The organism is Haladaptatus sp. R4, from assembly GCF_001625445.1.
GTDB lineage: Archaea > Halobacteriota > Halobacteria > Halobacteriales > Haladaptataceae > Haladaptatus.
Map to the genome: position 1 here is coordinate 45,376 of NZ_LWHG01000007.1, position 11,461 is coordinate 56,836.

Annotated in this window: 12 protein-coding genes and 1 CRISPR repeat array; of the genes, 7 read left to right on the plus strand and 5 right to left on the minus strand. The window is 46.6% G+C overall.

What is annotated here, in order from left to right; translation table 11 throughout:
- Positions 1 to 50: 50 nt before the first annotated feature.
- Positions 51 to 452 carry a hypothetical protein gene (locus A4G99_RS25030; protein ID WP_150123023.1) on the minus strand — a complete coding sequence of 134 codons (402 nt, stop codon included), beginning with the start codon at positions 450 to 452 and terminating at the stop codon, positions 51 to 53.
- Between the two features lie 200 nt (positions 453 to 652).
- Positions 653 to 1,519, minus strand: coding sequence for a helix-turn-helix domain-containing protein (locus A4G99_RS25035; protein WP_150123024.1), 867 nt, complete (start codon positions 1,517 to 1,519; stop codon positions 653 to 655).
- 167 nt (positions 1,520 to 1,686) lie between these two features.
- On the opposite strand from A4G99_RS25035, the gene A4G99_RS03240 reads away from it, so the two are divergent.
- Positions 1,687 to 2,439: a class I SAM-dependent methyltransferase gene (locus A4G99_RS03240; protein ID WP_066139399.1), complete on the plus strand. Its 753-nt coding sequence runs from the start codon at positions 1,687 to 1,689 to the stop codon at positions 2,437 to 2,439.
- A gap of 380 nt (positions 2,440 to 2,819) precedes the next feature.
- On the opposite strand, the gene A4G99_RS03245 is transcribed toward A4G99_RS03240, so the two are convergent.
- Both A4G99_RS03245 and A4G99_RS25040 read right to left on the minus strand, forming a co-directional pair.
- Positions 2,820 to 3,161: a hypothetical protein gene (locus tag A4G99_RS03245; protein ID WP_066139401.1), complete on the minus strand. Its 342-nt coding sequence runs from the start codon at positions 3,159 to 3,161 to the stop codon at positions 2,820 to 2,822.
- 1,899 nt (positions 3,162 to 5,060) lie between these two features.
- A complete protein-coding gene (locus tag A4G99_RS25040) occupies positions 5,061 to 5,942 on the minus strand; it encodes a hypothetical protein (RefSeq protein WP_150123025.1) in 882 nt (293 codons plus the stop codon).
- 443 nt (positions 5,943 to 6,385) lie between these two features.
- On the opposite strand from A4G99_RS25040, the gene A4G99_RS03250 reads away from it, so the two are divergent.
- Together A4G99_RS03250 and A4G99_RS25045 are read left to right on the plus strand one after the other, a co-directional pair.
- Positions 6,386 to 6,847 (plus strand): hypothetical protein, encoded by a 462-nt coding sequence (locus A4G99_RS03250; RefSeq protein WP_066139404.1) that lies wholly within the window; start codon positions 6,386 to 6,388, stop codon positions 6,845 to 6,847.
- Between the two features lie 80 nt (positions 6,848 to 6,927).
- Positions 6,928 to 7,602, plus strand: a complete 675-nt coding sequence (locus A4G99_RS25045; protein WP_150123026.1) for a hypothetical protein — start codon at positions 6,928 to 6,930, stop codon at positions 7,600 to 7,602.
- A gap of 678 nt (positions 7,603 to 8,280) precedes the next feature.
- Here A4G99_RS25045 and A4G99_RS03255 read toward each other — a convergent pair.
- On the minus strand, positions 8,281 to 8,643 hold the full coding sequence (locus A4G99_RS03255; RefSeq protein ID WP_223301674.1) for a winged helix-turn-helix domain-containing protein: 363 nt from the start codon (positions 8,641 to 8,643) through the stop codon (positions 8,281 to 8,283).
- Positions 8,644 to 8,760: 117 nt separating this feature from the next.
- Between A4G99_RS03255 and A4G99_RS25050 the strand changes: the two genes are divergently transcribed.
- The 4 genes from A4G99_RS25050 (at position 8,761) to A4G99_RS03270 (ending at position 10,791) form a co-directional block, all read left to right on the plus strand.
- Positions 8,761 to 9,078, plus strand: coding sequence for a hypothetical protein (locus tag A4G99_RS25050; protein ID WP_150123027.1), 318 nt, complete (start codon positions 8,761 to 8,763; stop codon positions 9,076 to 9,078).
- Between the two features lie 262 nt (positions 9,079 to 9,340).
- Positions 9,341 to 9,946 carry a site-specific integrase gene (locus A4G99_RS03260; protein WP_066139410.1) on the plus strand — a complete coding sequence of 202 codons (606 nt, stop codon included), beginning with the start codon at positions 9,341 to 9,343 and terminating at the stop codon, positions 9,944 to 9,946.
- 362 nt (positions 9,947 to 10,308) lie between these two features.
- Positions 10,309 to 10,497: a hypothetical protein gene (locus tag A4G99_RS03265; protein ID WP_066139413.1), complete on the plus strand. Its 189-nt coding sequence runs from the start codon at positions 10,309 to 10,311 to the stop codon at positions 10,495 to 10,497.
- A gap of 3 nt (positions 10,498 to 10,500) precedes the next feature.
- A complete protein-coding gene (locus A4G99_RS03270) occupies positions 10,501 to 10,791 on the plus strand; it encodes a type II toxin-antitoxin system RelE/ParE family toxin (protein ID WP_066139416.1) in 291 nt (96 codons plus the stop codon).
- Positions 10,792 to 10,889: 98 nt separating this feature from the next.
- A CRISPR array of direct repeats spans positions 10,890 to 11,440; the repeat unit is 29 nt; unit sequence CTTCAAACCCTCATGGGTTCGTCTGAAAC.
- Positions 11,441 to 11,461: the final 21 nt, after the last annotated feature.

Here is an 11,461-nt window from a genome sequence, read left to right on the forward strand (position 1 = left end):
GTCCCAGACGTGCGTCAATAGTTCGCGCGTCGAATGAAACTGTTAGATGATCACCGACCGAGAAGACGGCCCAGTAAGCCACTAAATTCTTCATCCGTTTGTTGAACAGGTTGGAGTTCTGTTTGTTTTCGCGTACTGTTTGCGTGTCTCTGTGCCTTCTGCGCTTCGGAGAGACGCACGTTCAGAGTTTGTTTATCGGCTTGGAGTTCTTCAATCCGCTCGTCTTTCTCATCGAGGAGATCTTGCGTTCGATTCAATTCACCTCTCAAACGTTCTGCTTGTTTGAGAAATTCTTCCCGTTCTTCTCGCAATTTCCTATCTTCATTCGTATTACCTTCATTTTCTCTGTGTATCGTTTCGTAATGGTTTAGCTTTTCTCGTAGGAGGCTACTAACCGACATATCCCGATTTTCGGCTTCTTGACGGTATTTATCCGCCGTATCGTCAGCCACACGTACCGAGAGTGGTTCCATACAATCGTATACAAACCATTACGCTTCGCATTTTCTAAGTAAATCTGATATTTATAGACAATTCTATATTTATGATCATTCAATTGTCGAGTACCTCCCATCGAGCCTTGATTGCAAGTTGCGACTGGCTGGCACAATGCATGGTGGGAAATCTAGCTAAGTCGAAAATTTGTCAAGACCTACGTCGTGCCGACTCGGCGAACGTCCTCAACACATCCTGTAGCAGTAATCACTGCAGAGACGGTTTCTTCGCCCATTGAAAAATGAACCTCTACCTCCAGTGGGTTCTCAGAGACAGTCTGAACAGCCGATGAATCGAGAGCACGCCATACCTGCGTCGGGTGTTGACGGTTGGTCTCGAGTCCGTGTTGACGAAAGAACCCCTCAACGACCGGATGAAACGTCACTAGTGTCGCTCCAGACATCGATGCACTGGCACCGCAACAGCGACAGTCAAACCGAACAACAGACGGCGTCGGCGTGTCAGCATCGGGGTCTACGCCCTCAACGAGTCGACGGTCTGTTTGGCTCGAACAGCGGTGACAAAACCCAGCACGGAGGTGTTGCATCTGCGTCCGATACCATTGAATAAGGGTTGTGGGGAGATCTTCTTTTGAGATTGATTCCACCGCATTGGGTGGAACCGAAAAGATACTTCCAGATCCACAGGTATCACACCGGAGTTGAGCGCGCTTATCGACACACCTCACAGTGAAGTGCCCATCACATTGGAGACACTCCCAATCGGTTGGGATGGGATTTATCGAGAGGTCAGCGTCGAAAGTTCCCGCCACCAATGCGCCGACGATTTCCGTGCCACCTGGCGTGAGCTTGTATATCCCGTCCTGCTTTCGTACGAACGAACCGGTCAGTTGGGTGAGATGGTAGTTGAAGTTGCCTGTATCGTCGATAGGAACGGCGTCGTACAGTTGCGAAAACGACAGTCCAGAGGACGCATCTGCGAGTACATCAAGGATGGTGAGTCGGGTCTCGTTGGCAAGCGAACTGAACATTGAGACAGCCGGTTGCCGATCAACTGTCGGCATGTCACAACCCGTCGAATTTGTGCCGTTCATCTGTTGCCTCACGATCTGATTGGTACCGCTCGAAGAAAACTCACAGCATCTCACACGCACCCACCAAGAGACATTAAATCGACTACTGTAATCGATTGCTGAAAGCACATATCTGTCGACGGGTCCACCGTGTTGCTATGTCGGACAATAGTAGTGATGAGGTGCAAGCACGAAACTGGTGGAACGCGTGGTCCGAGGAGTTTCAGGAAGCAGGCGGTCATTCGATAGCAGTCGCATTTGGACCTGGGGCTCCGGAAGGAGACGATCTAGGATTGCTCGGTGACGTATCGGGACAAAACGCGATCGAACTCGGCTGTGGCGGTGGACAGTTCGGTATCGCTCTCGCACAGCAGGGTGCAACTATCACGGGAGTCGACATCTCAGAGGAGCAACTCAACTACGCCCGAACCCTTGCTGAGGAACACGATGTTGATATCGAGTTCCTCCACCGGAGCGTAACGGACTTATCTGATATTCAAGACAACACCCTCGACCTCGCATTCTCTGCGTTTGCATTCCAGTGGGTCGAAGACTTGGGGGCATGCTTCAGCGAGACGTCACGAGTTCTACGAGATGGTGGTCGACTAGTGTTCAGCGTTGACCATCCGTACTACAAAACCGTCGATACCGATAGCCACGAGGTCACGCGGAGCTACTTCAGCGACGAACCACGCCGAGTGTACAGCGAGTCGCTCGACGCCGAGATGGTAATATACTCCCGAGGAATCGGAGAAACGGTTCAATTGTTGACCGAAGCAGGATTTACCGTCGAAGCGATTCAAGAGCCGGGATACGAACACCCTGAGAGCTACGAGTCGGAGTTCGGGAGTTTCGATGCAGATCTCATGGCGAAGGTCCCTCCGACCGTCGTGTACGCTGCTCAACTCTGAGAAGATGTGCATTCTATAGTGGGTTCGGGAGTTAGATTGCTAACGAGAGTGAACATTGAAACCGGAGTTTGAAGCACTTACAGCAGGTGAATTGGCTAAAATCGTGTGTTTTGGGCTCTCTATATTGGGTGTAGTCTCATCTTCCAGGGAGATGAATTTGATGTAGCGATATACAATTTATAAACATGAGGATAGCTGCTATCGGGAAATAGGGGCCTTGTGTCGGGAGATTACACGGGAAGTGGTGGTGTGTTGGGTACTGCCGGTTACTTTCATAAGCGGAAGTAACCAACCCCCGGGACCCCCGAATCGATCTGTGTGCAGTTCGTAGTGCTAACTTAGGGGAGGAGGAAAACACAACGAGAAACCTAGGCAATATCTCAGATGACGATGATGGTCGCAGTGAGGCTCCAGAGGACAATGCCGAGGAGGTAGAATGTGAGGATCGCTCGATTGTTCGTAGGAAGTGATGATCCGATGTGCAGCTGTGATGGTGCGGCGTCCATTTCTAGGTAGTCGCCTTGTTCACCACCTCCCCCACCTTCCATCGCCATGGTTGGGCCGCTTCCAGTCTGTGCATGAAGAAGGGCAAACACAAACAGGGACACGATTAGTAGGAGGAAGACGGCTTCACCATAGAAATACGCGAGTGGGACGACCGTTACACCTGCTGCAATGACGGTATATGCGAGGAGAGCTGAGGCGAGCGTATTTCGTTCCATAGTTCAATGCAGTGAGTTGTGGAGTTATGAGTTTGGGGAGTCATTAACTCTACTGCTATTGGCTAGGTCCCTGAGCAGTCATCCGTTCAGGAAACTCACGTTAGCTATTAGTGGTCTGCTGGGTCGTATTTGTAACTGCGGCAGTATACCATGCTGGTTTTGAGATTTGTGTCTCACCGATCGCCGAGTAATTCGCCGACTCTTGGATATGAACAGTTGACTGATTGTATTTCCCTGTTCCACTGAATGAATAGCGGTGGATGATGCCCCATGCGTCGATGATAGCAGTGAACGAGCCATTTGTGACTTTTACTGGCCGAAAGGAGCTTTCTAAAGACGTTGAATCGCTCAAATTGCTCGAATGCAAGCGATATAGAGGGGGACCTGAACCGGAATCGTTGACCTTTTTAATCGAATGGATTGTAGACGTAGTAATGAAAAGATAGAGTCGATCGGTATTTATCAGTGGTCGTACTATACTAGGCCTATCTGTGGTTAGGTAAAAACGCCGATTTCCATTGAGAACTATTTTACTATGTGTTTGGTTACCGTTTGACCAGTAACTAGTCTTTCCTTGTGTTGCATCAAATAGAACCTGAATTTGGCCTGCATACGTTGTGTTAGCGAGAAAATGAGTGTTGTTGTGCGTCGCTTGGATTGTAGTGGACTTGTGGCGTAAGAGTGTTCCATTCGTATAGCGTAGATTAAGAGTTTGATGATACGTGAATGTTTCCTCAGTGAGGATTCGAGCGTGTGCGCTCGTGAGTTCCTCGGCGCTCGTAATCCCTTCAGCTGTCACCCCTGGAGCGAGTGTTCCAGAAAGGGTAGTGGTTGATTCGGACTGGGTTGGGGAGGTAGCAGGTGAAAAGAAGCTGTTACAGCCAGCGGTGAGGATGATGAGCAAGCAACCAAGATAGACGATTCGGCGCATTGTTATTTGTTTTTAATACACCAAAATAAAGGTATTGGTGCATTAATATATGTAGATACAAATATGTGGTGAAAAAACTCGCTCTAATTCTTTTAAACTAAAAAACTTTGACTAAAAAGACTGGTGACTGTGGGACATCTATCTCCATGATTTATTGATCTTGGCATTGGATCGGTGCATAGAAAAAATGAATTTAGAAATATTCAATATTCACGCTATTCTAAGCATTAGTTAGTACATGATACAAAGTGAAAAAATTAGATTCGTAGCAAGGAAATTTATATAGGACGTTGGATCATGGATACTATGATGATCTCTAAACAGTTGATTTTATTATTTTTTGCCATATCCATATCTTTCATATATTCGACACGTAATGATAAAACGTGGCGAATACTTGGGTTACTTTGTACCATGTCTGGATTTACTATCGTCTATGTGGATTATTTAGCCGGTCAAATTTTACCCACATATCTTTTAGTGATAATTGTTGGGTCTTTCAACATTTCATTAGCCAGTGGGTTATTTATATCTTATTTAAATAGGAAGAAAAATCTCCGAAGACAACAAATGTTTGACAAATCTGATTAGTAATATTCAGATCTGTGTTTGATACCTTCCCAGACATATTAAAGCATATTGACTTGTTATGAATTAAAATATGATTTAATACACTGTTTAGTAAAACTCCTCTTTACTGCCCACGATATCTACTATATTATAAAAATTTGTTTAGGTATTATTTGGTAGATTATATGTATATAATGGAAATCATATGTGATTAACATATGATGGCCCAACTTTAGAGTGAATCCTCATAGAATATATAGTGTATCAATTGGTTGTTCGAAGAACAGATTATACAATGCGATAGAAATTGGATACTATGACGAAAGTGGGGCTGTGGTAATATATGCTAGTGTCTATCAATAAAATCTTATAGTATAAGATAGATTTGACGAGTTCAACTAACAAGTAGGTGAATAACAGCAATTACTACAACCAGTGCCAGAACTACAACTAAACGAGTCAGGTCTGCAACCTGGGGGGTGTGTACATTGATAATCTCCACAGACCTCACAGCACCGATCTTGCGAACCACAACAACAACAACCACCACAGCAGATGCTACCGGTACAATCGTATAGGGTACATGATTCACCAAGACATTCTCCTTCCCAAGAATAGCACCTGTATGCACCACAACCGGAATCTCCACGGTTTCTACACAAGTATATTATCATTCCTTGGGGTGATATATATCCCTGTGATGTTGACAATTTTTCTGCCTCATTTAAATCCAACTCTTTTGGACGTTGAGGAACTATTGTTTTTGTATCTTTCTTCAAATCACCTTTTTCTACAATATATCGGGACGACTGAATAGATGAACCGCCTGTTTCTGGGACTTTTTTCCGAAGAAGTGCTCGTGGTTTTGTATCAGAACGATCTGGATTAAAAGCGATTACTAATTTACCAGCAGGAATTTTCCGACGGATTGTAACGTGAGCAGTTGGTTTGTCATCTGCGGGGTGGCTTACGCCCCAGACACGTGCACCATTATCACTTGCTAAATACTCATCAGTACATAGTAAATTATTTACTTCCAAATCATCTTTCTGGAGAATATTATCTTGTTCAAGTGTTTGGAACAGTTGTGGGCTATCCTTTATCAATGTCTGTACTGTAGAAACTGATTCATATTTATCACGTATCTCATTTAGTTGTTCAAACCCGTCCTTTTCCGATTCAGCGCTAACTGGCTGGATTATTGAACCAGCTGATGCTGAAGCTGCGATACCGGCCATCAAACTTCTTCTATTGACTCCACCATTACTGTTTCTCTTCATGGGCAATTATATATTAACTACATCTAATAATAAATTTACTATTTCATAGGATTTATATGGTAATAATTCTCTATTGGAAACAACAGATGGTAGGTACTGTCTAGTCAATGGTTTCACACCTCCATAACCAGCTTTCATCCGTCGAACACTTGATCTGGTCGCTAGGAATTATACTAGTAGGTGAATACGCTGATACAGTGCTCGTTGACTGACGCGACTAGCTCAATGTCAGCTCTGACGTGGATTGCTTGCGGATAAGCTTTCTGGTCTGTCCAAATGTGTTAAGTCGAGTACGCTTGCTCCACCGAATGCCCACTTATCCCGTGCGTTTGAAACAGGTACTTAGCGGTCTAGCAACCATTGAATCTTTTTTGTATAGATCAACGGGTTCAACTATCCGAATTAAACAAACACTTTTTGCGATCGATGCACTATATCTAATTATGTCCTCAGCTAACATGTCCCGCTTGGTGCTCGGCCACTACTCTGATCAGCAAAAAATCCTTCGCGCTATTGCCTTCGTTATTGTAATTCTACTTGGGAGCTATGCTATTGTTAAAGGTGCTCAATCAATGAAAGTGTTTTACAAGATGACTGTTGATCTCGGTACTGGTGCAGTAGGACTAAACACGTGGTTTGAATTTTTCACCAAGGATGCGCCTCTCCTAACAATTGCTTTAATCTGTCTTGCTGCTGGTAACGCATATAGGGGCGGTGGCATCCTTATGAGTTGTGTACTAACAAGCGCCCTCATTATTGGAATGGTATTCGCTATTTTTGGCAATCCACCAGTTATTATGAATGTTGCGGATATAGCGTATTTTGCTGCCCCTATCTATGGCATTCTTGGCTGGTTTCTTGGATATAGCATGCGAATTTTGCAATCGCAATATACTAAAAATTGATTTTCCTTGTAGGAAATTATATAAAATAGTTTAAGATAAATTTATTAATTTATACTACCATCAATTTCTTGGAGGAAAACATGATGGAAAAAAATCGAAGAACGTTCCTAAAGTCAGCCGTCGGGTCATCAATTGGATTGGGTACCATTTCCGCGTTCAGCGGTCAAGTAGAAGCAGCCAGAACAACATTAGAAGTTGGCCTTCATAAACCGGATATGTCTAACCCAACTACAGTAGATTATACTATAAAAGTAAATACTACAGATTGTCGGAAGGAGGGGAAGGCAGATAGTAACGACCATCTATCTAAAGATTATAATCAAGGAGAGACTACGATTCATGGCACGTTACAGCCTGGCTATTGGGACAGTTTCAGTCATAATGGTTTAATAAACAAAGCTAGTTTTATTCCTCGCTCGAATACGTTAGAAGTACTAAAAATTAAACAAAGTGGGTACATAAGCCAAAATCCTGAGGGGGCAATGGATGTGACTAGTTATTCATCAGATTTCATCTCTACTTGTGAATTTTGGACATCTCTATGGGTGGCTGCAGGTGGCGATGGTACCATTGAAGATGGCGTTGAACATGGAAATACACGAGACGCGGCACATGACAACTACGGACGTTCCAGAACTGTTGATGGCGGACATGACCATTTTGACATAACTGGTCAGTTCACAAAAATAAATATGACGTCTCCCTTGGGTAACAGTCCTCTTACTTTTACTGTTGATTGGGGAGAGCGATGGTGATAAAGTACGTCAGTATCTCGCATCGTTGATGCTCGAAGCGAGTATTTGTAAATCACTTTTCTCTGTAGAATTAGTCTATTCCAGTCGGTTTTATAGACATATCACGCTCCAGTACCAATTGTAGCTCATCGGACTCATCCGTGCGTTGTGCGCGGATTGGGAATTCAATGCAGGTCTACTCGATATGCATAACAACTCGTGGGAGCCCATCATCACAATCAGAACCTTAATTCGATCTCTGCGCACAACTGCTTAGTGCAATAGGTGGTAGTGAGACAAACGGGTCCCAATCAATCAAGCGGAGGTAGACCACCTCCGTGACCCTGCTGGATTCTGGGACCACAAAGGACGGTAAGTGGAGCAAAAACCCAAAGTAGGCTGACCGCCCTTCTACTGCCTGATTTGATAAGCGAAAGTAGACCATCCCGGGACCCCCCTATCAATCTATGCACAGTTCGTGATGCGTATTTATTAGTGACCAGCTTCCGGGTTCTACCGTGACTGGGCCAAGAATTCTTCTGGTCAGGCATCTTCCCGGCTACATTGGGGGTCGGTGTGTCGGCTTCGTCGTACCCACGTCGAACCAACTTCGGGACGTGAGGCCAAAACACTGGGTCGCCATACTTCCACCGCTTTCAGTACGTTGTGTAGATTATTCAGTCATCGAAGACCACCTGTCTATTCTTCATCCGCTCGGCCTGCACCAATTGCGTTGATCTCTGCATTCAATTCAGCCACGATCTGGCCAGTCTTACTCTCAAGGTTGTAATGGTATCTGCGACCGTTAGCTGTCTCCTCAACAATACCTAGCTCAACAAGCTTTCCTATGTGCCGTCGGACACTCTGCGTACTGACACCCGCGAATTCTGCTAACTCAGTCTTGTTAAACTCCTTTCTGGGATCAACCTGGAGGAGTGCATCAAGCATCAAGTGAACACTCTCATGCTGACAGAGATACAACCAGCCGGACGGATAGGCTAGGCGTTGCTCTTTCGTGGTCATGTCGTTCGGCGTTTTAGCATCCATACCTGGTTTGCTCATGACTACACCAAAGTAAGGCTAGAACATAAGTATTGGCATGCTAGCCACCACTCGAAGTATGCCTAACCTTACTTTGAAGTAGGAACCTTTATTAACCCTTACACCCATGTAGCATACATGCAAGACACAGAACTAGTTTGTTCTATTATTCGTGTCCTCGTTACTAACCACGGATATGGGAAACCACTTCCCGCTGACGTGGTTCTCAATAAAGCGTCTTATCCCCCACACAAAGGTGGTGACGCGAAGAAATCTCTCGAAATCGTCCGACGACAATCATTCATTATCGACCACGGGAACCGGGGAATCATGCTTGATAACGGCGAATTCGGTTCTCTGGTCCAATTCCTCTATGACAACTGTGGATGGGACGAATTTGAATTGAAACTCCGAATCAAGCACTTCGAAGGGTGGGAAGAAATCGATTGGGATTGACGCAGCGCCCGTTTGGATGTCCAGATTGCACGGTCGCGCCAATCAGTGCTGGTTTCTATTGGCATGTGGTGGGTTAGTATACAATACTAACTCTGACTTCTGAACGAGATCAGATCATGTGAATAGTTCAATTTCGTGCTTATCCATAAACGTGCAATCAAAAACACCGACAACCCACGAGACTACCGAAATCACCCGACTCAACATCTCGATAGCACCGTCCCCAACCGCTATATTGCACGAAAATCATGACTAACACGCAATGAGGACGGAACGGAACAAAGACGGGACGTTCAATATGTGGCTCAGTCGTGAGGAATACCGTGCGATTCCGCGCGCCGCTGATTCGTTCGAACATGAGATCGCCATTCGCCTGATGGGCGACTGTGGTCTGCGAGTGACGGAAGTTCTCGGCGTCACACCAGCAGACATCGCGCGCATGGACGACGGCCGCCACTACGAGCTAGAGGTCACGAATGGGAAGGACACGACTGGAAGCTACCAAGGCGGGAAACAACGCAAGACATGGTTACCGGTTGAGATCGAGGCAACGATCAATCGCTATGTTCGGGAGACCGGTCTTCGGGACGACGACCCCCTGATTCAGCGGTCGAAACGCACCGTTCAGTACTGGGTTGAGCACGCTGCCGACCGCGTTGCCGACGAGACAGACAACGAGGACTATCAACGTGTCTCTACCCATGATTTGCGCCGCTGCTGGGCGAACCACCTACTTGTTGAGGAAAATGTGTCTCCGCGAATTGTGATGGCGCTCGGTGGATGGTCAAGCTATGACGCGATTGAGCCGTATTTGGCTGCACCCACGGAAGCGAATATCATTGAGTCGATGAGCACTGTTGAGTTGTAACCGGCTAATCGAGGGAACGAGAAGCACTACTCCTGAATTCCATCAGCGAAAGTGGAAACGGTCGGGTCGCCGCCCTCCGGGAAGCACAAAACCTCGCTCGCCACGACGAGCGGCCTTTGCAAGCTGGTTTCGCCTCTTCGAAGGTGGGGGTTCGGTGGAGGTGACGCTGGTCGCAATCGGCTGTCTCGTCATGTGGCGCCACAATAATTGGATATCTAACATTAATTGGCGGGCCAAGATTGCGGGCTCGCGGGAATTTTGCATAATGGATTAGGTTGCGAGTGGGAAGATCGGGGTTCGTGTTCTCAATTCGATTCTCTCCCAAACACTTAAGAAGATCAGAGTTGTAAGGATTAACAACGATGTCCGCAGATAAGCGCATCCCTGTCACGGAAGAACGGTTCCGCGAACTCGGAGACCTGAAAGGTGCTGGCGAAACCTATGACGAATTACTGGCAGAACTCATCGAAGAACACAAGAAACGCCGTCTCCTCCGAGATATGAAGCAGATTGAAGACGAAAGCGAGTTCGTCCCACTTGACGAGGCATAACCGATGGCTGACGACTACGTCGTGTTGGTCTCCGAGGAAGTGCGTAGCTTTCTCGCAGAAGCCGATAAGAAGACCGAGCGCATCGTCCGAGATAACCTCACGAAGCTCTCACAACCGTACCCCGGCCGTGGTTCGGGGGATAAAGAGAAACTGACGATAGAGGGTGAAGACCGATATCGGTTGCACATTGGTCGAACATGGACGGCCTTCTACGACATTGATGAGGACGAGAATGCCGTCGAGGTCTCCTTGGTATTGCCAATTGACGAAGCGCACAAGCGCTACGGTCACTGATCTCTCAAACCAATTGCCAACTGATGTCTCAAAAGAAAACGCTCGATGGTTTCGAAGTCGAGCAGATCACGACATCCACCCAGGAAGGAATCGAATTGCTTCAAACCCCCATGGGTTCGTCTGAAACAACGGAGTTTCTTCAACTGGCCAACCGAGCCAGTCTTCAAACCCTCATGGGTTCGTCTGAAACTTCGATGGTGTTGACCTGGCCTCTGATCGCCGCTTTGCTTCAAACCCTCATGGGTTCGTCTGAAACCGATGAAATGCCAGTAATCTCACCCAACGAACCGTCTTCAAACCCTCATGGGTTCGTCTGAAACGCCGTTGAAGGTGAAGTCAGCACCCCACCGTCTTCAAACCCTCATGGGTTCGTCTGAAACACTCATCTTGGTTGATGAGTTGGGGCAACGAGCGTTCCTTCAAACCCTCATGGGTTCGTCTGAAACCCGGGGCCTTGCACCCGGTAGACGGCGATAATCCCCTTCAAACCCTCATGGGTTCGTCCTGAAACGAGGTGAGTTCGATGAGTTGGACGCGGAGTGCTTCGAAGGTCCTTCAAACCCTCATGGGTTCGTCTGAAACGATGGCAATGTCGCTCATGGTTTTGATTTGAAACGTCCCTTCAAACCCTCATGGGTTCGTCTGAAACGACCGGACTCGTTGCATTGCG